Genomic DNA, 24,901 nt, shown 5'->3' on the forward strand with positions numbered 1-24,901 from the left:
GCTTTCGATTAGATGCTGTAATGCGCATGCACCCATAAGGCGGACTAATGAATGCCCCAGGACAACAATTTCAACGAACTCGTGGCTTTTCTGACCGTCGCCAGGGAGCGGAGTTTCACTAGGGCGGCCGCCAAGCTTGGTGTGTCGCAATCGGCGTTGAGCCAGACGGTCCGCGGTCTCGAAGAAAAGCTCGGGCTGCGCCTTTTGACCCGCACGACCAGAAGTGTATCGCCGACGCAAGCAGGAGAACGCCTGCTGGAGCGGGTCGGACCCAGATTTGAAGAAATCCAGTTCGAGATCGCCGCCTTGAGCGAAATGCGCGAGCGTCCGGCCGGCACCATTCGCATCACGGCAGGCGAGCATCCGGCGATTTCCGTTCTCGCCCCGGCATTGGCGCGGTTTCTCCCTGATCATCCGGATATCAATGTCGAGGTGATCGTCGACTACGGCCTGACCGACATCGTCGCCGAGCGTTACGACGCCGGCATCCGGCTCGGCGAGCATCTGGCAAAGGACATGATCGCTGTCCGGATCGGCCCCGAGATATGCATGGCGGTCGTCGGAGCGCCCTCCTACTTCGAGCAGCATCCGCGCCCTGATATCCCGCAGGATCTGACGGCGCACAACTGCATCAATATGCGGCTGCCGACGCACGGGACGATATATCCGTGGGAATTCGAGAAGGATGGACGTGAATTGCGCGTCCGCGTCGAGGGCCAAACCGTGTTCAATAACATCGCCATGCGGATCGGCGCCGTGCTGGACGGGTTGGGACTGGCCTATATGCCCGAGGATCAGGTTCAGCCTTACATCGAAGACGGGCGGCTCATCCAGGTTCTCAAGGACTGGTGCCAGCCTTTCCCAGGATATCATCTCTACTATCCGAACAGGCGGCACGCATCTCCCGCCTTCACCCTGTTTGTCGATGCGCTCCGCTATAGAGGAAAGTAGTGCCGATTTTATTCCATCACGGCTTATCAACAGCTTGTGATTAATTAGTCAGCCTAATAGACCCTAGCTGTCCAGGCCGGCTAATCCTTTCCGTCCGAAGCCGTTACCTTCTCGCCATCTGAAACGAAGCGAGAAGCCGACATGCGATATGGATTGTCCAACACCTTGGCGGCATTGCTGCTTGCCTCTGCGCAGCTTGCCGCGCCATTGGCGACGGCTGCCGATGCGGTAAAGCCCGAGCCATTGGTCATCCAGGAGCAGGGCAGTTTTGCCGTCGGGGGAACCAGCACGGCAGCGCCTGGAACCTTCGATCCGCTGAAACCTCTCGATTCCGCAGGCCAGACCTATCACGGCGATCATGCTTTTGCCTTCTATCAGGTGCCGGCAAACCCGCGTCAGTACCCGATCGTGATGTGGCACGGTGCCGGGCAATTCTCCAAGACCTGGGAGACGACACCCGACGGCCGCGAAGGCTTCCAGAACATCTTCCTGCGTCGTGGCTTCTCCACCTATCTCGTCGACCAGCCGCGCCGGGGCGGGGCCGGGCGGAGCATGGCCGAGACAACAGTGAAGCCGACAGCGGACGAGCAGCTCTGGTTTAACCAGTTTCGCGTCGGCATCTGGCCGAACTATTTCGACGGCGTGCAATTCTCCCGTGATCCGGAAGCACTGAACCAGTACTTCCGCGCGATGACGCCGAACACCGGGCCGTTCGATATGGACGTTGTGTCGAATGCAGTGGCAAAGCTGTTTGAAAAGATCGGTCCCGGCATCCTCTTCACCCACTCGCAGGGCGGCGGACCCGGCTGGCTGACGGCCATCAAGAGCGACAAGGTCAAAGCGATCGTTGCCTTCGAACCCGGCAGCAGTTTCGTGTTCCCGGCAGGCGAGGTCCCCGCCGATATGCCGAGCGCCTTCGACACGCTGAAGGGCGTGCCGGTGCCGATGGACGACTTTGTCAAGCTGACGAAGATCCCGATCGTCATCTATTACGGCGACAACATCCCCGACCAGCCGACGACGATGCCGGCGCAGGACAGCTGGCGCGTGCGCCTGGCAATGGCCCGCCTGTGGCGGGATGCGGTGAACAAGCATGGCGGCGATGTCACTGTCGTGCACCTTCCCGAGATCGGCATCCGCGGCAACACCCACTTCCCGTTCTCCGACCTGAACAACGTAGAGATCGCCGACCTGGTTTCGACCTTCCTCCGCGAGAAGAAGCTCGACTGATCGTGCTGCCGCGAAGCTGGAAGATTCTTCGCGCAGCATCCGCCTGATCCTGGAAACCATGAGGTGACGTCCATGAAACAATTGTTGGGAAACCTGATGCTATCGGCCAGCATGGTGCTGGCCGTTCTGCCGGGCGCCGTCAGTGCTCAGACACCGGCCGAAGGGGATGACAAGTCCAGCCGCTCGCGCGCCCAGCAGTTGATGGGCGCCACCGCGCCGAAGCTGACTGAACTGACCGACGACGTCCTCTATGGCGACATATGGGAGCGCCCGCAGCTGTCGAAACGGGATCGCAGCCTGGTGACTGTGGCCGCGCTGATCGCCATGAACCGGCCCGACCAGCTCAGATCCCATCTTGCCATGCCCGCCAGAACGGCGTGACCGAGGACGAGCTGATCGAGACGATCACCCACCTTGCCTTCTACGCCGGCTGGCCGAATGCGGTCTCGGCCGTCGCCGTCGCGAAAGACGTCTTCGGACGTGAATGAGGCGAGCGGGCTTCCGCTTTTGCCGGAGCCGGTCGCTCAAACATCTTCCGCACAAAACCAGGAAAAGACATTCATGCGTCATCTCATCAAGCGCATTTCCATTCTCTTTGCCATGGCCGGCGCCGTGGTTCTGGTCGGCTGGAACGTCGACGCCGAACCGAACCGGACGACGCTGCCGGAATTGGCAGGCCTCGTTCACTATACGACCATCAGGCGCGGCAACGTGACCGAGCACATCATGACGACGAACGAAGCTATCGAGGCCGTGAAGAACGGGCAGCCTGTTCCTGCGGGCACGCACTTCGTGCTGGTCGATTACCGCGACGGGGAAATCTATCGCACCTTCGTCATGGAAAAGGGTTCCGGCTGGGGCGGCGACTATGGCGAAGACCGCCGCACCGGCGACTGGCAGTTCCAATGGTTCAAGCCGGACGGCAGCGTCAACATGGCCGAGAACACGGCGCGGTGCCAGTCTTGCCATTCCTCCAGAGCCGACGAAGACTTCCTCTATACCCTCGATGCCCTCAAGGAATTTAACGGAGCCGTCATTGACTAGGTCGGATCGAATCTCCGGCGAGGGCGTCGCATCGTGAGCCCTTTTTTCGTGATCCGCCTCCTGCTCGACTTCACTGCCGCCGGGCTGCTTCTGGCCGCGCTCGCCTACTGGTGGCTCGACAACACCTCGCATGAGCTGATCGGCACCGGCATGTTCATCCTTCTCCTATCGCACAACGTCTTCAACAGACGGTGGTGGGCGAGGCTTCCGAAGACGACACGCGGCAGGCCGAGCTTTCTGACAATCACGTCGAATATCTCGATCGCCCAGGCGATATCAGCTTTGCTGGTGAGCAGCGTGCTGATTTCCCGCTCGGTATTTGCTTTCCTTCCCGTGAACGGCGGGCCGACGGCGCGCGAAATACATATTCTTGCGGCCTATTGGGCGTTCATCCTCGCAGCCGTCCATCTCGGCCTTCACTGGTCGATGATCATGGCTGTCATCGGCAGGCTTTTGCGGGTCGGTGGCCCGAACGCGATCAGGACTGCATCCCTTCGCGCAACGGCAGGCATAATAGCGGCGTGGGGCATCCACAGCCTGTTCGTCATGGGAATCGGAGACCGGCTCATTGCCCGGCCATCGATCGATTTCTGGGACTTCCAGGAGTCCACGATCGGGTTCTTCCTGCATCACATCGCGATTTTGTGGGCGTGCGCGTGCGTTGCGCATTATGCGGCAGGATGGCTGCGATGGGCGGGTGGGGTGTGGCGGGTGACGGATGTAGGCGAGTGATGTTTGTGACGGCTGTGGGGATATGGAGTTTGCGGCTGCCCGGCCCTTCGCTTGGGCTCTGGGCGTTCGTCCCTGCGATCGATTCACTGGATCGATCGCTCCCGCATTGCGGGACCGGGCCTCACCCCGGCCCTTCGCATGGCTCAGGGCGTTCGTTGCTGCAATCGATTCACTGGATCGATTGCTCGGCTTCGCCGACCGCAACTCACCCCAAAACATCATAAAGCCGGAAGATGAAACTCACCTGGTAGACCAGATTGGCGATGATGAGGACCGTGTGGAAGCGGCGGTTGGGGGTCCAGGCGGCGATGGCGCAGAGGATGATGTAGACGATGTTGCGCGCGGGATATTCCCAGCCGAGCGAGAGGATGCGCTCATGGCCTTTGATCGCCGTGTCAAGGATATCGATGGCGTAGGTGAGGCCGAGGATGCCGAAGAACCATTTGCGCCGGGAAATGAAATATTCCTCGTAGCCGCCATATTCGTCGAGCGAGGCAGGAAAGAGCAGGGCGCAGAGCAGGAAAAACAGGCTGCAGAAGCAGACGAGGAAGAGATAGATGCCGAAGCCGATCGCCGGCACGGCCTGCAGACGATATTCCCACCACCAGATATGGATGATGAACAGGAACATCGACAGTGCCCAGCCGAGATGGATGGGATAGACCTTGGCCTTACCGGGATGCTGGACGATGCCGGCAAGGCCGGTCAGCACTCTCGCGAGCGAAAGGCTGATGACCATGCCCATCACCACCTTGATGTGAAGGAAGACCTCCGGCGAGCTGACCGTTTCCATACTGTCGATCCTGCCCTGTCACTCCTCGGGGACTTGCTTCGGTTTGCCCTCTTCGTCGAGCGCCACCATGATGAAGGTGCCGGCCGTCACTTTTTCCATTTTGGCATAACGGGCGCGGTTCGCCCAGGCTTCGACGCAGAGCGTGATCGAGGTGCGGCCGACGCGCTCGATATCGGTATAGACCGACAGCGTATCGCCGATCTTGACCGGCAGCTCGAAAGCCATTTCCTTGACGGCGGCAGTGACGACACGGCCTCTGGCGCGCTCAGTGGCGCGGATGCCGGAGGCAAGGTCCATCTGCGCCATGACCCAGCCGCCAAAGATATCGCCAGCCGGATTGGCATCACCGGGCATCGCAAGTGTGCGCAGCGTCAGTTCGCCTCTCGGCTTGGCGGTGTCGGTCATGAAGGGCTCTCCATTTGGTGCGGTGGCGGGTGATTCACTGGAGAGCACCCTAGTGCAAGGTCAAACGCGTGTAAAAGCCAGGAAGGCAGGGCGCGGCGGGCCGGTGGCGGGTGCACTTGTTTGGGTGAGTTGCCGTCGACTCAAAAGGTGCGTACATAATGAGTTGCACTGTTGCCGCGTCTCAGTTTTTCTTCTTGAGAAAGAATATCTCCGTCTACGGGCCTATAGCATAGTTTCATTGCATGTAATAAACGAGGATTTATATTGAGCTCGGCAATTTATAAATTAATGGCCTTGTATTCAATGGTATTGGTTGCGATTTCCGGTGTAATAGTAGCATATATATATTGGAAATTTACGGGAATAAACATAGCCGATAGAAATCAAAACTGTGATGCTGGCGCATTCGGTATAGCGCTGATTTGGCTCATTATTTCAGGAATTTCGCTGTTGCTTCATATGGCAACAGGATATCTATATTACTCCTCCAGAGGGGAAGGCCCATACGGACCTCTTCCCAAGCCTGGACAGAGGCCAAAACCTGATGGCAAGCGGCCCATTCCTTACGTATCGCATTGGGGGGTAGCGATTTGCTTGTTCTTCCCAGTCGCGTTTTCCTTTCCAAGGTGCTAGGCCGGAAAATTCAACCGGCAAACTCGTTTCGCTTTCAGCGGCAGTCTGGTTCGCGCTCCAGCCCGATCCAGCTCAAACGCCATGCCAAAGCATGAGCGGCGTGGGATAGCCTTTGACTTTCGAAAAATGTCAGGCGAGATTTCGCGCCGTCGAGGCGATGTAGCGGAGCAAAGAGTGTATTCGGACATAGCTGGCGTCATATTTCTTTACGGGTGCGCAGTCGCGTGCACCCTCTTTTATCTCCGTGCGCCTGGAACGGTCGTTTGCCGTTGAACAGCTATTTGGGGTCGCGGCTTCGGGCTCGGCGGCGCATGGGTGGTCCTGCTGCGGACGGTGTTTGGCGCCTGAAGGCTGCTGAAATCGCCTACGGCCGACCGGCTGTGGCAAAAATATGGCGCGCCGCACCGATTTAAATTCCATTCAATTTTCAATTGGTTGAATTTACAACCGTTGCCTCACCTAGCGTTATTTGATTGTCTTCTAATAAAGTTTTACGCTCCAGTAATTCCGGTGGTTCAGAGTGTGATCGATCTCACCTACAAGAATCACCGGGAACCTCATGCGCAACGTCAAGATTTCCACCCGTCTTTACTGCCTCGTCGGATTCACACTTGCCGTGCTCGCGGCGACGATGGTCTTCTTTCTGAATTATTCCTATTCCGAGCTGGAAGCGGAGCGGAAGGCGGGGCTGGCGCAGATGGATGCGACGGCGCTCGGCATCTTCGACAAATATTACAAAATGGAGCAGGCGGGCACTATGACCCGCGAACAGGCGCAGGCGGCCGCCAAGGACGTGATCGGCGCGATGCGTTACGGCGCCGACGGTTATTTCTGGATCAACGACATGCATCCCGCCATGGTGATGCACCCGATCAAGCCGCAGCTGAATGGCACCGATATCTCGCAGATGAAGGATCCGAACGGCAAGTTCCTGTTCGTCGAGTTCGTCAACAAGGTGAAGAAGGACGGCAAGGGTTTCGTCGATTATTACTGGCCGAAGCCGGGTGCCGATGAGCCGGTGCTGAAATATTCCTATGTCGCCGGCTTCGAGCCCTGGGGCTGGATCGTCGGCACGGGTGTCTATGCGGATGACCTTGCCGCGCTCTATCGCCAGAACGCGATGTGGGCCGCACTGCTCTGCCTGTTTGGCGGCGCCGCCACGATTGCCATCGCCTATGCCATCGTGCGCAGCGTGACAGTGCCGATCGCCCGTCTGAAAGCGGCGATGAACGCGATTGCGGCCGAAGAAGCATCGGTGGAGATTGCCGGCAGCGACCGTCGCGACGAGATCGGCCAGATGGCCAAGGTGCTGCTGGTGCTGCGCGATTCCGTCGACGAGCGCAGCGCTCTGCGCGGGCGGGAAGACGAAAGACAGCAGCAGATCGAGGAAGAGCGCCGCGGCAACGAGGCAAGCCTGCGTTCCGCCTCCGAACGGCAGAACCAAGCGATGCTGGCGCTCGGCGTCGGCCTGGAAAAGTTGGCGAGCGGTGACTTGACGGTTGCGATCGGCGATATCGGCGAGGACTACGCCAAGCTGAGGGGCGATTTCAACGCCGCCGTCGACGCGCTGAACGGCGTGATCCATGCGATCGCCGAATCGAGCCGTGTCGTCAACGAGAGCGCTTCCGACATCAGCGAGGCGACCGGCAATCTGTCGAAGCGTACGGAGCAGCAGGCAGCCGCACTCGAAGAAACGGCGGCAGCGCTCGACGAGATCACCGCGACGGTCAAGACCGCATCCGAACGGGCGAACGAGGCACGCGAGATGGTGGCCGAGACCAAGGCGAGTGCCGGAAAATCCGGCGAGATCGTCCGCAATGCGGTCACCGCGATGGGCCGGATCGAGGATTCGTCCAACCGCATCGGTCAGATCATCTCGGTCATCGACGAAATCGCCTTCCAGACGAACCTTCTGGCACTGAATGCTGGCGTCGAGGCTGCGCGGGCGGGCGAGGCGGGCCGCGGCTTTGCCGTCGTCGCCCAGGAAGTGCGCGAACTCGCCCAGCGTTCCGCCAATGCGGCCAAGGAGATCAAGGAACTGATCAGCCGGTCGGCAACGGAGGTCGAGGGTGGGGTGGCGCTGGTGCGCTCGACGGGTGAGGCACTGCTGGAGATCGAGGCGCTGGTCAACCAGGTCAACGATCACGTCGCATCAATCGCGACGGCGGCGCGCGAGCAGTCGACCGGGCTGAACGAGATCAACGGCTCCGTCAATCACATGGACCAGATGACGCAGCAGAATGCCGCGATGGTCGAGGAGACGACGGCGGCAAGCCGCACGCTCGCCGACGAAAGCACCCAGTTGAAGACGCTGCTTTCGAATTTCCGCCTGCGCGGGGAGCCGCCGCCAGTGGCCCGATACACACGGGCAGCGTGAGAAAACGTAGAGATCAAAGGCCGGGAAACCGGCCTTTTTCATTTCCGTCGCGTTCAGATTGTGCCGGTAAGTTTTCATTCACCGTTTTTAATTAAAATTGGAGTGAGTTTTTTCGGTCACTGCCCAGCCAGCCTGCGGAAGCGATAAGAGTATGGCGTTTGTTTCCTTTCCTCGGCGATCCCTTTTGCCCTTGCTGCTTTCGGCGGCGCTGACGACCTGTTCGATCAGCGACGGGCTGGTGCCGCCGGCCAATGTCGACAACGGCACCAGGGTTAGTTCGATCTCGCCGTCGCGGGGGGCAGCGCGCATGGCGCCTGCAGTGCGCATGGCGCCGGTGGAGAGCCAGGCCTCCTATCCGGTTTCCAGCGCGCCCGTCGGCAATAGCCAGGGCTCCGTCGATTATCTCGATACGCCAAACCTCGCCGGCACCGGCCACGCGGCACGAGCCGCTCCGCCGCAAACCGCACCGGGACGTAAGCTGCCGATGATCGACAGCGACGAGGCGCTGGCGCAGCAGAACCAGAACTGGGGCGGCACGCAAGATCTTGCGATCCCGTCCGGCGGCGTCAACATGGATGACGATCTCGGGGCGGAGCCGGTCGTCGGGCTGGCGCAGGAACAACAGCAACAGATCGCCGAGGGCAACGCCACCGAGCCGGTTGTCGACGGCATCGGCACCGATAATCCAACGCAGCTCAACCAGCCCATGCGTCAGCCCCCGCAGCAGCCAATGCCGCAGCCGGCGGCCGAGGCACAGATGAGCCGGGCGCCCGCCTGGAACGACGGCAGCCCTGTGGTGGCGCCGACCCGTGTTCCCGAAGAGGACGAGAGCGAAGAGGTCGCGATGCTGCGGCCGAACAATCCGATGATGAGCGAGCCGGCGGCGCCCGTCGATCCCAGCGTCATGCCGTCCTCCGAGCTTGCCTGCCGGCGCGAGCTGAAGCGCATGGGCGTACTCTTCGACAACAAGCCGCCGATTTCGAACGGCCCGGCCTGCCAGGTGCCTTATCCGGTGTCGTTGAAGGGGCTTTCCGGCAATATCGGCGTCCGCCCGGCTGTAACGCTGAACTGCCAAGTGACGCTTGCCTTCGCCAAATGGGTGAAGAACGAACTGGCGCCGTCCGCCCGCTATCGTTACTGGTCCGGCATCAAGACGATCCAGCCGCTCGGCGGCTATTCCTGCCGGCGCATGAACAACAGCCGGCAGAAATACAATCCGATGTCGGAACACGCCCGCGGCAACGCCATCGACGTCGGCAAGTTCGTGCTGAAGAACGGCCACGAGATCGACGTGCGCAAGAAGGGCCTGTTCTCGCTACGCGAAGGGCGGCTGCTGAAGGCGGTGCGCAGCGACAGCTGCCGCTATTTCAACACCGTGCTCGGCCCCGGCAGCAACCCGGAGCACTGGAACCACTTCCACTTCGATCTTCGCTCCCGCAAGAGCGGCAAGGCCTATTGCGACTGATGCATATCGCCTAAGCCATGCGGCGCGGGTGCGGCTGATGTCGGAGCATCGGGCTTGGCTGCCAAAAAACGGTTCATCCCTGCTGCAGGGCACGCTATAGATCGGCGAGCCGATTGCGTTTCGAGAGTTTGATCCATGAGCTATGATTTCCATGTCGGCCAGAAGGTCGTCTGCATCAACGACACCTTCAAGCATGTCAGCATCGACCAGCTGATCCGTAAGGGCGAGATCTATACGATCCGCTGGGTGGGCGAATATACCCATTATATCGACGGCACGTTCATCGGGGTGAAACTCGCGGAAATCAATCGCGGCAATGACGACGGGCCGGAAGGTTATGGGGCGGCCGACATGCCCTATCGCGCGACGCGCTTCCGGCCGCTGGTGAAGGACAAGATCTCGTCACTGCGCAAGCTGTTGGCGCCGACGCCCGATGCACCGGTCGAACCGAAGGAAAAAATCAGGAAGAAAGAGAAGGTCTGAACGCCCCACGGCACCGATCAGCCCGTCTTTCTGCTGAGGAACAGCGCAACCTCTTTGCGGACCTCAAGCACGCCGCTGCGTTGGCTGAACGCATCGGCAATGGCTTGACGGAACCTGACGAGTTGAGTTTCGCCGGCGCCATCGCCGGGCGGATACGAGGTGAGCGCCAGAAATACATCCTCGGGCTCGGTGATCCGCAGGCTTGCCGGATGCTGCGACATGCTCACGTTTTCAAACTGCGACCGCATCGATCGTTCGGCAGCGTCATATCCGAAGGCTTCGGCAGCCGGATCGGATGGGGCACTGCCAAATATGGTCGTCAGCTCGTAAATCTCCCGCATATTGTCTGCGCCGTTGGTGGTGACCGCGAGAAAGCCGCCCGGCTTCAGCACTCTCGACATGTCCGCGATGCCCGCGGCCGGGTCGGGCAGGTGATAGAGCATATGCATCGCGATCACGGCATCGAAGGCGTCATCTTCGAAGGGGAGCGCGACGGCATCAGCTTGGCAGCCCCGAACGGAGCCGAACGGCAGCGCGCTGCAACGCGCCACTGCCTCGTCGACCATGCCGGGTGAAAGGTCGGCGAGCGTCAGGTCGAAGTCCGTTGGCAGCAGACCTGCCGTTGCCGCCCAGAACCAAGCCGGCCCGCAGCCGACATCGAGGACACGATCGCCCGGCTTCAGGGACAATTGCGCGGCAACCCATGGAAACCAGGCTGTCTCGGCGATGGTGTATTGGCTATGCAGTCGAGCCCGCGCAGCGAGCTTCCGGCTGTCGCTATACTGTCCCGCATTGTCTGCCGTTATGGAGGACATGGCATCTCTCCGGGTTTCTTCACAGGGTGCGCCCCACCTCTGGTTCGTCGGCAGAGCTTATAGATGGCCCTATTCCCGGAAAAGACGTGACCTTGCGCAACGGGCCAGCTTGTTCGCATAGCTGCGGCTGAGGGTTGCCCAAATATGGCGCGTTTCCACCTTTGGAAATAAATCGCATCCGATTAAATCGGAATGGTGTTGACATCGGTTTTGGCTGGGCGTATTACAGCGCATCCGATTTAATCGGATGCGAATAAAACTTGAACCGAAAGGATATCACCATGACCGAGAAGCTTCTCTTTACCGGCAAAACCCACATCTCCGGCGGCCGCGACGGCTCCGCACGCAGCAGCGACGGTACGATCGACATCAAGCTGCCGCAGCCGCATCCGGCCGCTGAAAACCTGTTCGGCATCGCCTGGTCGGCCTGCTACATCGGCGCCATCGAACTTGCCGCTGCCCAGAGAAAGATCACGCTGCCGGCCGGTCCCGAGGTCGACGCGGAGATTACTCTCAACGCCGACAACGGCTCCTTCTTCCTGAGGGCGCGCCTCAATGTCAGCCTGTCCGGCATCGATCGCGACATCGCGCAGGAGCTGATCGAGGCAGCCCATGGCATCTGCCCTTATTCCAAGGCGACACACGGCAATATCGACGTCGAGACCAAGCTTGTCTGAGCGGGCGAGGGCAGACCTCCTCGCCGGAGGATTTGATGCGGAGGGCCTGCCGGTCGGCCGGCAGACCTCTTTCTGAAGTAGCAGACACGGGAAACCTTGCCGATCTGGAGAGCAAGCGATGATCAATAGCCACGGCCAGTCGCACCAGGCCTATGACGAGTTTTCACTTGTGCTCGACCCTGATGTCTATGAGCCGTTGCCCGATGACTGGCTGATCGGCATCACTGATGTCGTCAACTCGACCACGGCGATCCGGGCGGGGCGCTACGAAGACGTCAACTATGCGGGCGCATCGATCATCGCCGCCCTCGGCAATGCCTGGGGATCGTTCGATTTTCCATTCGTGTTTCGCGGAGACGGGGCAGCATTCGCCTTGCCGCCACAGGGCATGATGGCGGCGACATCGGCATTGCGGCAGGTCGCGGACTTTGCAAGAGCCGATCTCGATCTAACCCTTCGTATCGGGCTGCTCACCGTACGCGAAATCCGCACCAGTGGGCGCGACGTCAGAATTGCCCGTTATGCCGCCTCCGAGAACGCGACCTATGCGATGTTTACAGGGGGCGGGCTCAAATGGGCGGAGCAGCAGATCAAGAGCGGCCGGTATCTGGTCAAGCCGGGACGCTACGCGACGAAGCCCGACCTCACCGGACTGAGTTGCGACTGGACCCCATTCCCGAGCCAGCGGGGCGAGATCCTGTCGCTGCTGGTCGAGCCGGATGACCATGCGAGCCCGCAGGTCTTTGCGGCGCTGGCGAAGCGCGTGCTTGCCGTCTTCGATGCGCCGTCGCACCGGTCTCATCCGGTTCCCGTGTATATGGCTATCGCCAGGGATATTGCCATGCCCAAAGGCAGCGGGAAGCGTGTCGATGCGAAACGCTGGTCGGAGGTCGCCTCCCATTCGGATTTCCGCAAATTCGATGACGGTTTGCGCCTGACGCTGGACTGCACGCCCGAACAGATCGACAGGGTCGAAACCATGCTTCTTCTGGCAAGGGCGCGCGGCGAGATCAACTTCGGACTGCATCGCCAATCGCATGCGCTGATGACCTGCCTCGTGCCATCAGGCAGCCCGGATTCGCACCTGCATTTCCTCGACGGAATGGGCGGCGGTTATGCAAGGGCCGCCGAGATGATGGAGGCCGGTGCGCTTGCCGACGTCCAGCATCATGCGCGCTGAGGACCCGTTCAACCGGCGAGACGTGGTGACCGCCAACAAACATAAGCGGGAGTGCCTGTTTCACGTATGGCCGGGTTTGCCAGCATTTCAGTGAGCTGATGCAACGCCAATTCAGCTTCTTTTTCCATCTCGGCGGCGGTGAACCATCTGAGCTCGGTGTGCTCATTACCGATAAGTCGCGGCTGGCCCTGCCATTTATCGACGTGATAGACATGGAATGTGGCGGATGCCTCGGGCGGGTCTTCCGATACGAACCGTCCTAAAAACTGCCAGAGCTCGGGTGTCACGCCTATTTCTTCGATCAATTCCCGGCACATCGCCGTCTCGGCGTCTTCGCCCTCTTCGACATGGCCGCCCGGGAGGCTCCAGCGATCCGGGTGCACCTTGCGCTCGGAACTGCGCCTGGCCAGAAGAACGGTTCCGTTCTGGCTCAAGACGCCCATCGCGATGTCGGGCATGCATTTTCCTTTCCTCATCGATCTCGCGCCGATGCTGCCCGCAGCCACGGTTTTTTGCAATGACCAGTCGTCTGTCGAGACAGTCGAGGCATAGCCTGACCGGGTAGGTTGACCCCCGACGTTGCCCGGGAGCATAGTCCCCGGACAGACGCGAATGACCTGCTGATGCGAACGAGGTCGGTCAGTCGATCTTCGTCCGTTTCCGAACAGATCAAACGGAGAGGAGAGCGTCATGCCACCCACATCCCTATCAACGCCCACGCGGCGCGAGCTGCTTGCCGCCGCGGCCGCAGCCGGGGCCATCGGCATGCTTGCCGGGACGCGCAGCGCTGAGGCGAACGGCGACGGGCTTAGCCCGTTCAGCGTCAATTTCCCCGAGGATCAACTTGACGATCTGCGCCGGCGCGTCGCGGCCACCCGTTGGCCTGATAAGGAGACCGTCGCGGACGATACGCAGGGCGTGCAGCTCGCGACAATCCAGAAACTCGCGAAACATTGGGCGACGGATTACGACTGGCGCAAGATGGAGGCACGGCTCAATGCTTTGCCGCAATTCATCACCGAGGTCGACGGGCTGGATATCCACTTTATTCACGTGCGCTCCAAGCATAAAAATGCGCTGCCGCTGATCGTCACACATGGATGGCCTGGCTCGATCATCGAGCAGTTGAAGATCATCGAACCGCTCACCGATCCGACAGCGCATGGCGGGAGCGAAGAGGACGCATTTGACGTGGTGATCCCGTCTTTGCCGGGCTACGGCTTTTCCGGGAAACCGACGGGGTCGGGGAACTGGAACCCGCCCCGCATCGCGCATGCCTGGGCGACGCTGATGCAACGTCTCGGCTACACCAAGTTCGTGGCGCAGGGTGGCGACTGGGGCAATGCGGTCACCGAATTGATGGCGGTGCAGGAGCCGGCGGGATTGCTCGGCATTCACACGAACATGGCGGCCACGGTTCCTGCTGACATCGCCAAGGCTCTTGCCGCCGGCGGCATGCCGCCAGCCGACCTGTCGCCGGACGAAAGGCGCGCCTTCGATCAGCTCGACGATTTCTACAAGAATGGGCTGGGCTATGCCATCGAGATGAACAACCGGCCGCAGACGCTCTACGGGATCGTCGACTCGCCGGTTGGGCTTGCGTCGTGGATGCTCGATCACGACATCCGCAGTTACCGGATGATCGCCCGCGTTTTCGACGGAGAGCCCGAGGGGCTGACCAAGGACGATATCCTCGACAACGTCACGCTCTACTGGCTGACGAACACAGCAATCTCCTCGGCACGCCTCTATTGGGACAACGCGCACCATCCGTCGGGCGGGTTCTTCGATCCCAGGGGCATCAAGATCCCGGTGGCGGTCAGTGCTTTTCCCGACGAGATCTACCAGGCGCCGCAGAGCTGGGCGGAGAAGGCCTATCCGAAGCTCATCCATTACAACCGGTTGCCGAAGGGCGGTCACTTCGCCGCCTGGGAACAGCCGATGGCTTTCACTGCCGAGCTCAGGACTGCGTTCCGGCCGCTGCGGCAGTAGACCTTAAAGCGTGTCGCGATCTTTCAGATTCTCTTGCCACGCTTTAGGTCTTTGATTTTCCGCATGCCGCGATCGCAAATGCCGCGATCACGATTTCCCCGGTTCGCCCTGCGTTGACCGCAGGAGATTGTCGCGCAGTGTCGTCACCGATTTCTGCACGACAGGAAAGTCGTCGCCAAGGCCGGTGGCCCCAAGCAGCGCGTTGCCGGGATCGGTTTCAACGAGTTGGCGCCCTGCCGGCGTCAGGCTGAGCCGCACCTGCCGTTCGTCGGCGGGATCGCGGTGACGGGTGATATAGCCATTCGACTCCAGCTTCTTGAGGATGGGCGTCAGCGTGTTGGATTCGAGGAACATCTTTTCCCCCAACACTCCAACGGTCTGGTCGTCCTCTTCGGAGAGGGCCACCATGGCGATGTATTGGGTATAGGTCAGGCCAAGTTCGTCCAGGATCGGCTTGTAGGCGCGGCCGAAGGCGAGATTTGCAGAATAGACCGCGAAGCACAGAAAGTTGGAAAGTTTCCGGCCGTCCTTGCCCGCTGACGGGGAGGCGGGCGCAGGCGTGCCAGGCTGTCTTGCGGTCTTAGATACGGGCATATGGTTTCATCCTATCCAGGCTCTGAATGTTAGGAGCTACATATACATCGTATCCGATTAAATCGCAACTGGTGACTCTTTTCGACCAGCTTGTCCGGCCGTCGCCCCCAGCTTCAGGAGCGGCGGCCCGTCGACGCCTAGCCGCCTAGCCGAACTTCTCAGTCGTATCGGCCTTGCCGAATACCCAGTAGCCGGACGCCTTGATCCAGCCGAGCGGGCAACCTCGTTCCAGCAGGTAGGCGCGGATATCGCGTGTCACCAAGGCTTCCGCCGCGACCCAGATGAAGGTTTCCGGCTGGATATCGACCGTGCTCAAGAGTTTCAGCAGCGCTGCGGCATCGGTTGCCTGAGAAAGAGGCCGGTGCGCCCAGTGGAGGTGCAGTTCGGCCGATGTCTCGAAGGTCTGCTCTTCCAATGGGCCGGTGACGGCTGCGATTGTGGTGATGACGGTTCCGGCGCCGCTCTCCTCGATCCGGCGGCCGATCGCCGGCAGCGCGGTTTCGTCGCCGATCAGCAGCCACCGTTTGACCGTCGCGGAAACGATGGCGGAGCCCCTTAGTCCACCGATCTCGAGCCTGTCGCCGGGGCGCGAATTGATCGCCCATTGGGTCACCGGGCCTGCCTCGTGCAGGGCGAAGTCGATGGTCAATTTCCGCTCGGCATTGTCGTAGCGGCGCGGCGTGTAGTCACGACGCTCTTCTCCACCATCGGCAGTGGGAGTGAAGATCTTGATGTGATCGTCAGCACCGAGACTGATGAAATCGGCGAGATCGTCACCTGCCAATATGACCCGACGCATGCTCGGAGTGATATCCACGACGCTTTCGACTGTCAGTAAGCGCCGCCGCGTGTCGTGGCGAATCCGCTCAATGCCAGGGGTCGATGAAGCTTGATCTTTGAATTGATTGTTATCCATGTGTCCTTCCGGGGCTTCTGAAGCTCGATCCGCAGGACACAGTCGCGCAGATCGAAGCCGCAAAGCCGTTCGATCATACGCGTTGAGTGACGTTAACGCTTACGTGGCCGGGTGACCCGACCATTGACGGCATGATGTAGCCGACGGCGGCGGCATCTGCAACGGCAAGGTGGCCAACAAGGGCGATGATTGCCAAAGTTTAACTTTCTGGTGCCGTTCCGGTCGGGCAAAGATTGGCCAATCAGCAGCAGGAATTTCGTGCAGGCGGCGATGGAGAAGACAATGGACAGCAGAATCCAGGACGTGCTCGACATTTATCACGCGATGATCGAGACGGAGCATAACAGCCCGCGCGAGCTGCCCCCCGGCGGCCGCGACGGAGGACAGGATCAGCGGCTGCGCGCGGTCGGACCTGCGACTGGACAGTTCATCAATGTCCTCGCCAAGAGCCTCAAGAGCCCGACCATTCTCGAACTTGGCACCTCCTTCGGTTATTCCGGGATATGGCTGGCGGAAGCAGCACGCGCTTCCGGCGGGCGGCTGATCACCATGGAAATGCACGACTACAAATCGGCCTACGCACGCGACATGGCCGTCAAGGCGGGGCTCGCGGAGTATGTGGAATTCAAGGTTGGGGATGCGGTCCAGATGATCGGCGAGCTTTCCCAGGGCATCGATTTGGTGCTGGTGGATCTCTGGAAGGATCTCTACGTTCCCTGCCTCGAAGCCTTCTACCCTAAGCTCAATCCGGGCGCGATCATTGTCGCCGACAACATGCTGCGCCCAGGAGGCGATGATCTCAAACGCTACGGCGAGGCTGTCCGTGCCAAGCCCGGGATATCAAGCGTGCTGCTGCCGGTCGGCAGCGGGCTTGAGGTCAGTCGGTTCGATTGAGGCTGAGGTGAGATTAGCGGCCATTTTGTTTTTAGTTGCAGCAAAAAAGATGACACGTTTGAAGCTAATTTCCGACACTTTCCCGATCAAAGCTCCGCCATCGCGAGCTTTGGAGATGTGATGTCGGGCATTCTTATCGCCACGCTGTTGGCAACGGTTTCAGCAAAGATTCCCGCCGGATTTTCCAGTGGTGACCTCCTCTATTCTGATTGCGGCGGCTCACGGCAGTTTGTCGTCGGATATGTCGCGGGTTGGTTGGACAAGTGGAACCGGGACGAGTATTTGGCCCGCCGTATTTTCACCGAAGTCGTTCCTGCGCCGAAAGCAATGGTGAACTCGGCGTATTTTGCCAACTCCGTTGGGGTAAACGTCTGTGTGCCGGTTGGAACGACCGCGGAAGCAATCGGCAATACGCTGTGTACATTCCTAGAAGAGAATCCCGGCATTCGCGAGGCCACTGGCGACGAGCTGATGACGACGTTGATCGCCTATAAATACCGCTGCCCCGTGCCGTAGGAACGTCAAACTCCCCCCGGCTTGTTGGTTTCGATGAAACGGCTGAGTGAGGTGGCGGCGTTCAGCATGTGGGCGCGCATGCGCCGCGATGCCATGTCACCGTCGCCTTCGGCGATCGCCTGCATGATTGCCTCGTGCTCGTCCCGGGATCGGCGGAGCCGTTCGCCCTGGCGCAGCTGCGTGCGCCGGAAGGCGTTCAGGCGGTTGCGCACGGCGATTGCCTGTTCGGCAAGAAAGCTATTGTGGGTGGCGTGATAGATGGCTTCATGGAATTGGCGGTTGAAGCTGTCATAGGCGTCGAAATTTCCGGCTTCGACAATCGGCTGGGAGAGGTCGTGCAGTTCGATCAGATGGCTGCGCTCTAGCGGTGTCATGCGGTAGGTGGCGAGCCTGACGCATACGGCCTCGATTTCGGCCACCGTTTCGAACATTTCCATGATGCGCTCCGGCGTCATACGGGCGACGACGCCGCCGCGCCGGGCGCGAAGCTCGACGAGGCCGCCCGCCGCCAGCTGACGCAGCGCTTCGCGAACCGGCGTCCGGGAGGCGCCGAAACGATCGGCAAGCTGCTGTTCGTCCAACGCTGCGCCCGCCGCCAGCGTGCCGGTGGCGATCTCGTCCGTCAGGGCGTTGCGAATGCGGTCGGAGAGCAACCCGCGATCATCACCGTCATCCTCGGTTTCGAAACCCGTCGCCATTCCGTTATCTCCGATCTGTTTCAACACCGACAGCTCGATCGATTGTGTATGCAAATGCGATTGAAGTGCCACTTAGCGTATACACTTACGACATCACGAAGGTGTTACGTATTCAATAATTGACTTTATGTCGGATGGGAATACATAAATCTCCAGCGAGCAGGTTTCTGCATACACGAAGCCGCTTCAATACCGAATTTGAATACGACGGGAGCCGAAACGCGACGAAGGCCAGCGCCTTGCGCCGGGCAAACTAACCGTTCCGATAAGGCATCACAGACCAATTCTGACTTGGCTTCGGTTCCTCGGTCCCGAGCCACATGCTTTCGATCCTTCAATTCCTGGACGCACAAGGAACCAGATCATGATGATGAACAGACGGACTTTCTCGGCTGCCCTTGTTGCCGGCGCCGCCGCTTCCCTGCTTGCCACCCGCGGCATGGCCGCGACATCCGCTCCGGTTAAGGCGCGCAACGTCGTGCTGGCGCACGGGTTGTTTGCCGACGGCTCGTGCTGGACCGAGGTGATCGCGCGCCTGCAGGCGGCCGGGCTCAATGCCACGGCGGTGCAGAACCCGCTGACGACATTGCCCGAGGCCGTCGCTGCCGTGAAGCGGGTGCTCGACCGGCAGGACGGCCCGACGGTTCTGGTCGGGCATTCGTTTTCCGGCATGATGGTCACCGAGGCCGGCGTGCACCCTGATGTTTCGGCGCTTGTTTATGTCGCGGCGCGGGCGCCGGATGCGGGCGAGGATTATACCGCTCTCGCCAAGACCTACCCGACGCCGCCGGCTTCGGCCGGCATCGTCTTCGACGGCGACGAGGGTCGGCTGAGCGAGGAAGCATTCCTGCGTGATTTCGCCGGCGACCTGCCGGAGGCGAAAGCGAAAGTTCTCTATGCTGTGCAGCAGCCATTCCAAAAGGCGCTGCTGACCGGCAAGACGACACAGGCCGCCTGGCGTTCGAAGCCGAGCTGGTATGCCGTCTCGACCGAGGATCGGACGATAAATCCCGATCTCGAACGCTTCATGGCCAAACGCATGGGCGCGAAGACCATTGAAATCCAGGCCAGCCATCTGTCGTTGATCTCCCACCCGGACGAGATCACAAAGCTGATCCTCGAGGCGGCGGGACAGAATACGGACTGATGCCGAGGCCGGGAAGCGGCAGGGCCGTTCGCCGGCTGGTCACCGGCTTGCTTTGGTGATGGGCCATGATGCCGCGACGGTCGCGTCAAGTTTGGCCGAGGTTCGGAACAAGAGGCGGCCGAGGGTGTTAACCGAACTAAGCCTCCATCGAAGTTGCAGTTCACCTCGCTTGCGAGAGACCGCTATGGCCATCCACTTCAATCATACCATCCTCTTGGCTCGCGACAGCAAGACCTCGGCAGATTTTCTGGCCGATATGTTGGGGCTGCCGGCGCCGCGGCGCTGGGGGCCGTTCTACATGGTCACGACCGACAACGACGCCAATCTCGATTATATGGATACGGAAGGCGAGATCGTCCGCCAACACTACGCCTTCCTGGTCGGAGACGGGGAATTCGAGGCGATATTCAATCGAATTCGCGAGCGGAACCTGCGCTACTGGGCTGACCCCGGCCAGCGGAAGCCGAGCGAGACCAATGACCACGACAACGGGCGCGGGGTCTATTTCGAAGATCCGAACGGCCACCTGGTTGAAATCATCACGCGCGCTTATGGCAGCGGCGGCTGGAATCCGTGAGCTTGGGGCCAAGGGAGGCGACCCCGGTGCCGATCATGGACAATCATACCAGGCGGCAGCATCCCTGAGCGGCGAGGGGCCGCCGCTCCTCTCATATCGGTCGGCGCAGCGGCCTGAACGCTGCTCGAAGCTCGGCGGAGAAGAGTTCCGGCTGCTCCCAGGCGGCGAAGTGGCCGCCCTTGTCGGCCTTGTGGAAATAGCTAAGGTTGCGATAGGCGCGACGGGCCCATGTCTCCGGGGCCTGATAGCTCTCCCCAGGAAAGACGGTGATGGCGACCGGAAGCGCGATCTTGGAGGTCTTCTCCCCGGCCGCAAGGACGGGACTGCGCCCGCCGCCATATTCCCAGTAGATCCGGGCCGAGGAAGCGGCGCTGTTGGTCAACCAGTAAAGCGTGATGTCGTCGAGCACCTCGTCGGGAGACTTTTCGGGATCGCTGCTGTCGTAGGTCCAGTGCGTGAAGCCTGGATGACCGAGCGTCCATGCCGCAAGGCCGGCCGGGGAATCCGATATGGCATAGCCGATCGTCTGCGGCCTCGTGCCCATCATCGTGGCATAGGACCTGTTCCCCATCTTGGCTGCGGCGCTGAGGGCATCGAACGCCGCGCGTTCCTCGGTGGAGAGTCGCTGCGGCGCCGGCCCGCCCGCGGCGAGCACCGCGGCAACTTCGGGCGGCACGACAGCCGGCAGGTTGATGTGGATGCCGAGCAGACCTTGTGGCGCGAGCCGTGCCATCGCGCCGGAGACCGGCGAGCCCCAGTCGCCGCCCTGGGCGACGTAGCTGCTGTAAGCGAGGCGCTTCATCAATTCCGCCCAGGCCCGCGCGATGCGGTCCGGCCCCCAGCCGGTGCCGGTCGGCTTGCCGGAGAAGCCGTAGCCCGGCATCGAAGGAATGACCACGTCGAACGCATCTTCGGCGCGTCCGCCATGAGCGGTCGGATCGGTGAGCGGGCCGATGATCTTGAGGTTCTCGAATACCGATCCCGGCCAGCCATGGGTGATGATGACGGGCAGGGCATTCGGATGTTTCGAGCGGACGTGAATGAAGTGGATGTCTAGGCCGTCGATCTCGGTGATGAATTGCGGCAGCGCGTTCAGCTTCGCTTCCGCCTTTCGCCAGTCGTAGCTGGTGCCCCAATAATCGACGAGCGGCTTGATCTTTTCGAGTTGTATGCCCTGCGACTGATCGTCAACCGTCTCGCGTTCGGGCCAGCGTGTTGCCAGCACGCGCCGGCGAAGGTCGAGGAGGTCCGCCTCGGGAGTGTCGACGCGAAACGGGCGTATGGCATCTCCCGTGGCAGCCGATGCCGGATAGGACGGAAACAGGCTGGTCGCACCCGCGGCGGCGATCCCGATCGCCGCGGTGGTCAGGAACCTGCGCCGGTCGCGGTTCAGGGATTCCGGGCCGGCACTTGTGAGCATTTTGAAGAGCATGGTCATGGCATTGTCTCCGTTGAAGCCGACGCCTTGGGCAAGACTTCGATGAGTTCGGCCGTCGTCAGAATAGCATGGGCGTAGGTCGGGCCGTTCAGCTTGTGCGCAGCATGCATCATTTGGTGCGAGAAGGCGGCCGTCGCGTCGCTCACCAGGTCGTCCCGAAATAACCGAGTTCCATGGCGAAGCGGGCGGTGGATTCGATACAGGTAGTCCCGCCGGATCATCTCGATGCGAGGCCGGCCGTATCGCGCAGGTGAGCGGGATGCGTGCCGCCGCCCATACTTCTCGCCACCATCGCGACGATGGTTTCGAAGAGTTCGTTCTTTGCCTCGACAGCGGTGATGTCGCCCGACGCGGCGGCATAGGAGAGGGCTTCGGCGGCGCCGAGCATGGCCCAGAGGCCGGCTGCGGCGATCGTGCCGGCACCGGTAAAGGGCGAAAGCGCGATGCGGCATTTCTCGATGAAGGCCGCTTCGTATTCGCGCTTGATCCTTTCGAGTTCCGGCGAGCCGGCAAGTGCTGCGATCACACCGGGGATTTCGCGGCCCTGAAGAAGCACGCAGTCGACATAGGAGGTGGCGATGACTGTGGCCCGGTCTGCGAGCGACGGCTGGCTTGCTGCAAGGGCTGCGTCCATCACAGCCGTCTGGCGGGCGTCGAATTCGCGGTAGAGCGCTGCGAGCAGGCCGGGGCGGGTTTCGAAATGATCATAGACAACGGGTTTCGTTACGCCCGCCCGCTCGGAAAGCCGGCCGAGGGTCAGCGCTTCCGTTCCCTCGTCACGGGCGATCTGCCAAGCGACGTCGAGCAACTGGCGATGCCGATCCTGCCGCGACAGGCGGCGGCGCGGTTGCGGATCGGTCGGCTGCCCGGTTGTTTCGGCGCTTGACATGACTATATACCAAAAGTAACTTACCAAAAGTATACAGCTTGTGCCTTTCATCCGCAATCATTCAGCAGGAGTTTTCGCCATGCACGCGCTCATCGTCGTCGCGCATCCCGATCCCCGGTCGCTCACCCACGGCGTTGCCGCCCACCTTGCCGAGGGTGTCGCGCTTGCCGATGCCGGCCATTCCCTGGAGATCGCCGATCTCGCGGCCGAGGGCTTCGATCCCCGGTTCAGCGCTGCCGATCTCGGCCTGCATCTGAGGGACGAGGCGGTGCCGGCCGATGTCGCCGCCGAGCAGGCGAGGATCGACCGCGCCGATGCGCTGGTGCTCGTTTATCCTGTCTACTGGTGGTCGATGCCGGGGCTGCTCAAGGGATGGATCGACCGGGTGTTCACCAATGGCTGGGCTTATGACGATCGCTCGGGTACCGGGGCGGCGAAGCTGCTCGGCCGTCTGCCGGTGCATCTGGTCGGGCTTGGCGGCGCCGATGCCGGGACCTATGCGCGGCACGGCTATTTCGGCGCCATGAAGACGCAGATCGATCACGGCATCTTCAACTATTGCGGCGCCCCCGTAGTGACATCCGAGCTGCTGCTCGAAGCCGGGCCGGACGATGTGGCCGCTCATCTCAAGGCGGCGCGCGCCATCGGCTGCGGGCTCTTTGACGGTTCGCGGCAATAGAGGGCTATCCGGCCGCGCCGTTTTGCGGGTCGGCGCGGGCAGAGTCTTGCGCCACCGGCCTTTTCACGAGAAAAGCCTTGGATGAGCATTCCCAAGACACATCCCTTCGATTTCGACCCCACCTACGGCATGCATCTCGCGGAGCTTCTCGCGGTCGAGCCGCCCGAGGCGGCTGCGGGTTTCGACGATTTCTGGAGGGCGCGTTATCTCAAGGCGCTGGCGGTCGATCCGCAGCCGGTGCTGCGCCGGAGCAAGATCACCCACCCCGACTGGCACGTGCTCGACCTCGTCTATCTCTCGACCGGCTCGTTCCGGATCGGCGGCTGGCTCATCCTGCCGCGCAAGGGGGAGGTGCGGCGCGGCCTCGTCGTCGGGCATGGTTATGGCGGGCGGGATCGGCCTGAATTCGATCTGCCGGTCAAGGAAACGGCAGTGCTTTTTCCCTGCTGCCGCGGGCTGTCGCTTAGCGCTCGTCCGCCGATCTCGCAGAATCCCTCCTGGCATGTGCTCCACGATATCGACAAGCCGAAATCCTATATCATCGGCGGCTGCGTCGAGGATATCTGGCTCGCGGTTTCGACGCTTGTTGCGCTCTATCCCTGGCTTTCGGAGCATATTGGTTATAGCGGCATCAGCTTCGGCGGCGGTGTCGGGGCGATGGCGATCGCTTACGACCAGCGCATCGATCGCGGTCATCTGGCGCTGCCGAGCTTCGGGGATCAGCCGCTGCGGCTGACCTTGCCGACAGTCGGCAGCGCGCAATCGGTGCAGGAGTATCATAAGAAACACGCAGATGTGCTCGAGACGCTTCGGCTCTACGATGCGGCAACGGCCGCTTCGCGGATCAAGGTGCCGATGCTGGTTGCCGTTGCGCTGTTCGATCCTTCGGTGGCTCCGCCCTGCCAGTTTGCTGTCGCGAATGCGATACCAAAATTTAATGAAATCTTCATCCTGGATGCAGGGCACTTCGACTATCCTGGCAGCGCTGAGCAAGAGGCGGTTCTCCGCGACAAGGTGGGACAGTTTTTCAGGGTGCCATGAACCGCGAATATCTGCGCTGGTACAGTCAGCGGCTGCATCGAGACATGGAGATGCTGGTGTTCGGCCATGCCGGCGCCAAGGTGCTGGTTTTCCCGACGCGGGAAGGGCGCTTCTTCGAATATGAGCAGCTCGGCCTGGTCGGAAGCCTTGCCGACAAACTGCAGGCCGGGCAACTTCAACTCTATTGCATCGAGGGTCTGGCCGCCGAGAGCCTCTATGGCTTCCACCGCCATCCGGCCGAACGCATCCGCCGGCATGCGGCTCTCGAAGAGTATATCCTCAACGAGGTGCTGCCGCTGATGGCAGCGAAGAACTCGCACGACTGCACCATCGTGCACGGATGCAGCCTCGGCGCCTTCCAGGCGGCGAGCCTCGTCTTTCGTCATCCGCATCTCTTCCGCAAGCTCGTCGCCTTTTCCGGCCGATACGACCTGACGATGAAGGTGGAATCCTTCGGCGACCTGTTCGACGGCTATTACGACGACAGCATCTACTTCCACACGCCGGCGCATTTCCTGCCCGGACTTGGCGACGACTGGCGGCTCGACAGGTTACGTCAGCTCGACATCGTTCTCACCATCGGCGATGCCGATCCTTTCCTCGACAACAACCGCTATCTCAGCCGGCTGCTGGGCGAGAAGAATGTCGGCCATCAGCTACATGTCTGGGACGGACGCGCCCACCGCGCCGGCGCCTGGAGGAAGATGGCGCAGCTTTACATCTGACACCTCGGGA

At 61.1% G+C, this 24,901-nt stretch carries 26 protein-coding genes and 2 pseudogenes; 18 read left to right on the forward strand and 10 right to left on the reverse strand.

Annotation, left to right across the window (positions count from 1 at the left end; translation table 11 throughout):
- The first annotated feature begins 51 nt into the window (after nucleotides 1-51).
- The 5 genes and pseudogenes from HX899_RS21290 to HX899_RS21310 all read left to right on the forward strand — a co-directional run bounded on the left by HX899_RS21290 (nucleotide 52) and on the right by HX899_RS21310 (nucleotide 3,957).
- Nucleotides 52-951, forward strand: a complete 900-nt coding sequence (locus tag HX899_RS21290) for a LysR family transcriptional regulator (protein WP_181293326.1) — start codon at nucleotides 52-54, stop codon at nucleotides 949-951.
- A gap of 141 nt (nucleotides 952-1,092) precedes the next feature.
- Nucleotides 1,093-2,181, forward strand: a complete 1,089-nt coding sequence (locus HX899_RS21295; protein WP_210273805.1) for an alpha/beta fold hydrolase — start codon at nucleotides 1,093-1,095, stop codon at nucleotides 2,179-2,181.
- Between the two features lie 72 nt (nucleotides 2,182-2,253).
- Nucleotides 2,254-2,669 (forward strand): annotated as a pseudogene (locus HX899_RS21300) (carboxymuconolactone decarboxylase family protein).
- A gap of 73 nt (nucleotides 2,670-2,742) precedes the next feature.
- The gene (locus HX899_RS21305; RefSeq protein WP_181293327.1) at nucleotides 2,743-3,225 is read left to right on the forward strand and encodes a cytochrome P460 family protein; all 483 of its coding nucleotides are present in this window, start codon (nucleotides 2,743-2,745) and stop codon (nucleotides 3,223-3,225) included.
- Between the two features lie 33 nt (nucleotides 3,226-3,258).
- Nucleotides 3,259-3,957, forward strand: coding sequence for a DUF4405 domain-containing protein (locus HX899_RS21310; protein ID WP_181293328.1), 699 nt, complete (start codon nucleotides 3,259-3,261; stop codon nucleotides 3,955-3,957).
- A gap of 205 nt (nucleotides 3,958-4,162) precedes the next feature.
- Here HX899_RS21310 and HX899_RS21315 read toward each other — a convergent pair whose 3' ends face one another.
- Nucleotides 4,163-4,750, reverse strand: coding sequence for a hypothetical protein (locus HX899_RS21315; RefSeq protein WP_181293329.1), 588 nt, complete (start codon nucleotides 4,748-4,750; stop codon nucleotides 4,163-4,165).
- A gap of 18 nt (nucleotides 4,751-4,768) precedes the next feature.
- On the reverse strand, nucleotides 4,769-5,155 hold the full coding sequence (locus HX899_RS21320) for an acyl-CoA thioesterase (protein ID WP_181293330.1): 387 nt from the start codon (nucleotides 5,153-5,155) through the stop codon (nucleotides 4,769-4,771).
- Nucleotides 5,156-6,347: 1,192 nt separating this feature from the next.
- Between HX899_RS21320 and HX899_RS21325 the strand changes: the two genes are divergently transcribed.
- The 3 genes from HX899_RS21325 (at nucleotide 6,348) to HX899_RS21335 (ending at nucleotide 10,113) form a co-directional block, all read left to right on the forward strand.
- Nucleotides 6,348-8,165, forward strand: coding sequence for a methyl-accepting chemotaxis protein (locus tag HX899_RS21325; protein ID WP_181293331.1), 1,818 nt, complete (start codon nucleotides 6,348-6,350; stop codon nucleotides 8,163-8,165).
- A gap of 151 nt (nucleotides 8,166-8,316) precedes the next feature.
- Nucleotides 8,317-9,630, forward strand: coding sequence for an extensin family protein (locus HX899_RS21330; protein WP_181293332.1), 1,314 nt, complete (start codon nucleotides 8,317-8,319; stop codon nucleotides 9,628-9,630).
- Between the two features lie 135 nt (nucleotides 9,631-9,765).
- A complete protein-coding gene (locus HX899_RS21335) occupies nucleotides 9,766-10,113 on the forward strand; it encodes a hypothetical protein (RefSeq protein WP_012757920.1) in 348 nt (115 codons plus the stop codon).
- A gap of 17 nt (nucleotides 10,114-10,130) precedes the next feature.
- On the opposite strand, the gene HX899_RS21340 is transcribed toward HX899_RS21335, so the two are convergent.
- Entirely contained in the window at nucleotides 10,131-10,928 is a 798-nt protein-coding gene (locus HX899_RS21340) for a class I SAM-dependent methyltransferase (protein WP_181293333.1), read from the reverse strand.
- Between the two features lie 281 nt (nucleotides 10,929-11,209).
- On the opposite strand from HX899_RS21340, the gene HX899_RS21345 reads away from it, so the two are divergent.
- Complete coding sequence (locus tag HX899_RS21345; RefSeq protein ID WP_171602853.1) at nucleotides 11,210-11,605, forward strand: Ohr family peroxiredoxin; 396 nt, start codon at nucleotides 11,210-11,212, stop codon at nucleotides 11,603-11,605.
- A 118-nt stretch (nucleotides 11,606-11,723) separates the two neighbouring features.
- Complete coding sequence (locus tag HX899_RS21350) at nucleotides 11,724-12,785, forward strand: DUF3095 family protein (protein WP_181293334.1); 1,062 nt, start codon at nucleotides 11,724-11,726, stop codon at nucleotides 12,783-12,785.
- Nucleotides 12,786-12,793: 8 nt separating this feature from the next.
- On the opposite strand, the gene HX899_RS21355 is transcribed toward HX899_RS21350, so the two are convergent.
- Complete coding sequence (locus tag HX899_RS21355; protein ID WP_181293335.1) at nucleotides 12,794-13,243, reverse strand: NUDIX domain-containing protein; 450 nt, start codon at nucleotides 13,241-13,243, stop codon at nucleotides 12,794-12,796.
- Between the two features lie 232 nt (nucleotides 13,244-13,475).
- On the opposite strand from HX899_RS21355, the gene HX899_RS21360 reads away from it, so the two are divergent.
- Nucleotides 13,476-14,777: an epoxide hydrolase family protein gene (locus HX899_RS21360; RefSeq protein ID WP_180193963.1), complete on the forward strand. Its 1,302-nt coding sequence runs from the start codon at nucleotides 13,476-13,478 to the stop codon at nucleotides 14,775-14,777.
- Between the two features lie 87 nt (nucleotides 14,778-14,864).
- On the opposite strand, the gene HX899_RS21365 is transcribed toward HX899_RS21360, so the two are convergent.
- Together HX899_RS21365 and HX899_RS21370 are read right to left on the reverse strand one after the other, a co-directional pair.
- Complete coding sequence (locus HX899_RS21365) at nucleotides 14,865-15,371, reverse strand: MarR family winged helix-turn-helix transcriptional regulator (RefSeq protein ID WP_181293336.1); 507 nt, start codon at nucleotides 15,369-15,371, stop codon at nucleotides 14,865-14,867.
- Between the two features lie 145 nt (nucleotides 15,372-15,516).
- On the reverse strand, nucleotides 15,517-16,287 hold the full coding sequence (locus HX899_RS21370) for a siderophore-interacting protein (RefSeq protein ID WP_181293337.1): 771 nt from the start codon (nucleotides 16,285-16,287) through the stop codon (nucleotides 15,517-15,519).
- Between the two features lie 282 nt (nucleotides 16,288-16,569).
- Between HX899_RS21370 and HX899_RS21375 the strand changes: the two genes are divergently transcribed.
- Nucleotides 16,570-17,181, forward strand: a complete 612-nt coding sequence (locus HX899_RS21375; protein WP_181293338.1) for an O-methyltransferase — start codon at nucleotides 16,570-16,572, stop codon at nucleotides 17,179-17,181.
- 120 nt (nucleotides 17,182-17,301) lie between these two features.
- The gene (locus HX899_RS21380; protein WP_003540671.1) at nucleotides 17,302-17,697 is read left to right on the forward strand and encodes a hypothetical protein; all 396 of its coding nucleotides are present in this window, start codon (nucleotides 17,302-17,304) and stop codon (nucleotides 17,695-17,697) included.
- A 5-nt stretch (nucleotides 17,698-17,702) separates the two neighbouring features.
- Here HX899_RS21380 and HX899_RS21385 read toward each other — a convergent pair whose 3' ends face one another.
- Nucleotides 17,703-18,395, reverse strand: a complete 693-nt coding sequence (locus tag HX899_RS21385) for a GntR family transcriptional regulator (RefSeq protein WP_181293339.1) — start codon at nucleotides 18,393-18,395, stop codon at nucleotides 17,703-17,705.
- Between the two features lie 364 nt (nucleotides 18,396-18,759).
- On the opposite strand from HX899_RS21385, the gene HX899_RS21390 reads away from it, so the two are divergent.
- Both HX899_RS21390 and HX899_RS21395 read left to right on the forward strand, forming a co-directional pair.
- The gene (locus HX899_RS21390; protein WP_181293340.1) at nucleotides 18,760-19,542 is read left to right on the forward strand and encodes an alpha/beta fold hydrolase; all 783 of its coding nucleotides are present in this window, start codon (nucleotides 18,760-18,762) and stop codon (nucleotides 19,540-19,542) included.
- Nucleotides 19,543-19,726: 184 nt separating this feature from the next.
- The gene (locus tag HX899_RS21395; protein WP_168311636.1) at nucleotides 19,727-20,119 is read left to right on the forward strand and encodes a VOC family protein; all 393 of its coding nucleotides are present in this window, start codon (nucleotides 19,727-19,729) and stop codon (nucleotides 20,117-20,119) included.
- A gap of 91 nt (nucleotides 20,120-20,210) precedes the next feature.
- On the opposite strand, the gene HX899_RS21400 is transcribed toward HX899_RS21395, so the two are convergent.
- From HX899_RS21400 to HX899_RS21410, 3 genes and pseudogenes are all read right to left on the reverse strand, one after another.
- Nucleotides 20,211-21,557 (reverse strand): epoxide hydrolase family protein, encoded by a 1,347-nt coding sequence (locus HX899_RS21400; protein WP_181293341.1) that lies wholly within the window; start codon nucleotides 21,555-21,557, stop codon nucleotides 20,211-20,213.
- Nucleotides 21,554-21,762: pseudogene (locus HX899_RS21405) on the reverse strand (isochorismatase family protein); the annotation flags it as partial. The gene HX899_RS21400 and the pseudogene HX899_RS21405, both read right to left, overlap by 4 nt.
- Before the next feature lie 12 nt (nucleotides 21,763-21,774).
- Nucleotides 21,775-22,446: a TetR/AcrR family transcriptional regulator gene (locus HX899_RS21410; RefSeq protein WP_181293343.1), complete on the reverse strand. Its 672-nt coding sequence runs from the start codon at nucleotides 22,444-22,446 to the stop codon at nucleotides 21,775-21,777.
- 79 nt (nucleotides 22,447-22,525) lie between these two features.
- Between HX899_RS21410 and HX899_RS21415 the strand changes: the two genes are divergently transcribed.
- The 3 genes from HX899_RS21415 (at nucleotide 22,526) to HX899_RS21425 (ending at nucleotide 24,891) form a co-directional block, all read left to right on the forward strand.
- The gene (locus HX899_RS21415) at nucleotides 22,526-23,125 is read left to right on the forward strand and encodes an NAD(P)H-dependent oxidoreductase (RefSeq protein WP_181293344.1); all 600 of its coding nucleotides are present in this window, start codon (nucleotides 22,526-22,528) and stop codon (nucleotides 23,123-23,125) included.
- 81 nt (nucleotides 23,126-23,206) lie between these two features.
- Nucleotides 23,207-24,166, forward strand: a complete 960-nt coding sequence (locus tag HX899_RS21420) for an acetylxylan esterase (protein WP_138329080.1) — start codon at nucleotides 23,207-23,209, stop codon at nucleotides 24,164-24,166.
- Complete coding sequence (locus tag HX899_RS21425) at nucleotides 24,163-24,891, forward strand: esterase family protein (protein ID WP_181293345.1); 729 nt, start codon at nucleotides 24,163-24,165, stop codon at nucleotides 24,889-24,891. The genes HX899_RS21420 and HX899_RS21425 overlap by 4 nt, the downstream gene beginning before the upstream one ends.
- Nucleotides 24,892-24,901 lie beyond the last annotated feature (10 nt).

It is taken from the genome of Rhizobium sp. WYCCWR 11146 (genome assembly GCF_013591995.1).
Lineage (GTDB): Bacteria > Pseudomonadota > Alphaproteobacteria > Rhizobiales > Rhizobiaceae > Rhizobium > Rhizobium indicum.